The sequence below is a fragment of the Aquibium carbonis genome, assembly GCF_003970795.1.
In the GTDB taxonomy this organism is placed as follows: domain Bacteria; phylum Pseudomonadota; class Alphaproteobacteria; order Rhizobiales; family Rhizobiaceae; genus Aquibium; species Aquibium carbonis.
This window is the reverse complement of record NZ_RWKW01000130.1, coordinates 1-1187: the sequence shown is the minus strand read 5'-3', so window position 1 is coordinate 1187 and position 1187 is coordinate 1. Positions and strand designations below refer to the sequence as shown.

The following is a 1187-nucleotide window of genomic DNA, read 5'->3' as shown; positions in this document are numbered from 1 at the left end:
GCGAGCAGGCTGGTCCGACGCCTTCGCCAGATCAATCATCGGCCAAATGCGATAGCCCTAGGCCGCCCCTTGCGGCGTATTGATCTCGCGGCCCGGAAATAATATATCCGGGTCTGGCGGTTGCGTCGGCTGATGCCGTCGGCGGCTGGCCGGCATGTATCGGGAGGGCCCCGAAACGAGGGCGTGGTGAATGAGCATGATGCGCGAGGCGTCATCGGTGGTGGTCGAGAGGGTGCGGGACGCGGGGCTGCGGCCGACGCGCCAGCGCGTCGCGCTCGCCAGCCTGCTGTTCGCCAAGGGTGATCGCCACGTCTCCGCCGAGGAGCTGCACGAGGAGGCGCTCACCGCCGACGTGCCGGTGTCGCTCGCCACGGTCTACAACACGCTGCACCAGTTCACCGAGGCCGGAATGCTGCGCATCTTGGCGGTCGAGGGCGCCAAGACCTATTTCGACACCAACACCTCCGACCACCACCATTTCTTCATCGAGGGCGAGAACACCGTGCTCGACATCGACACCGGTTCGGTGACGGTCCACAACCTGCCGGCGCCGCCGGACGGCATGGAGATCGTCAATGTCGACATCGTGGTGCGGCTGCGCCCGAAGCGCTAGGCCGCCATCGATCGGCAATCGGCAATGGCCTTCAGCCGCCTCCGGGCGGCTTTTTCATGCGCGGTCATCGCTCGTCGGTCGGGCGTGGCGCCGACCGCGCCGCGCGTCAGTCGGCCACCTGCTCGCCCGGATAGACGCCCCACACCAGCCCCTGCTCCAGCCAGCCGGTATGGCCGCCGAAGTCCATCCGGCACCATTCGCCGTTGCAGGTCCTCACCGTGCCCATCACGCCGGGCTCCAGCCGCGCCACCGTGCGCGCCTCGGCCGACGGGCTGGCCCGCAGCGCGATCTCCTGCACCCGCCCGCGCTGCCACGGCGCGGCCAGCGCCGTGCGCTTGCCCGACAGCAGCGACTGGTTGATCCAGCCTTCCGATCCCTCCGAATCGCGCACCCGGCGCCAGTTGTCGTATTCCTGGACGATTTCCATCGGCAGGCCGGGCTTCATGTACATCCAGTCGACCGAGTAGTTCAGCCCCGGGCCGATGCGCAGGTTCACCCGCCCCGCCTTGAGGCTGACGAAGCGCGGCAGCGGCAGGCCGCTCGGGCCCACCGGCTGCGCGGCGGCCGCGCCCTG

Annotated in this window: 2 protein-coding genes; one reads left to right on the top strand and one right to left on the bottom strand. The window is 69.2% G+C overall.

Annotation, left to right across the window (positions count from 1 at the left end):
- The first annotated feature begins 190 nt into the window (after positions 1–190).
- Positions 191–613, top strand: coding sequence for an iron response transcriptional regulator IrrA (irrA, locus tag EJC49_RS24130; RefSeq protein ID WP_126702483.1), 423 nt, complete (start codon positions 191–193; stop codon positions 611–613).
- Between the two features lie 106 nt (positions 614–719).
- Here the strand turns inward: irrA and EJC49_RS24125 are convergent.
- Positions 720–1187 (bottom strand): SH3 domain-containing protein (locus EJC49_RS24125; protein WP_126702482.1); only part of this gene is annotated, 468 nt, incomplete at its 5' end.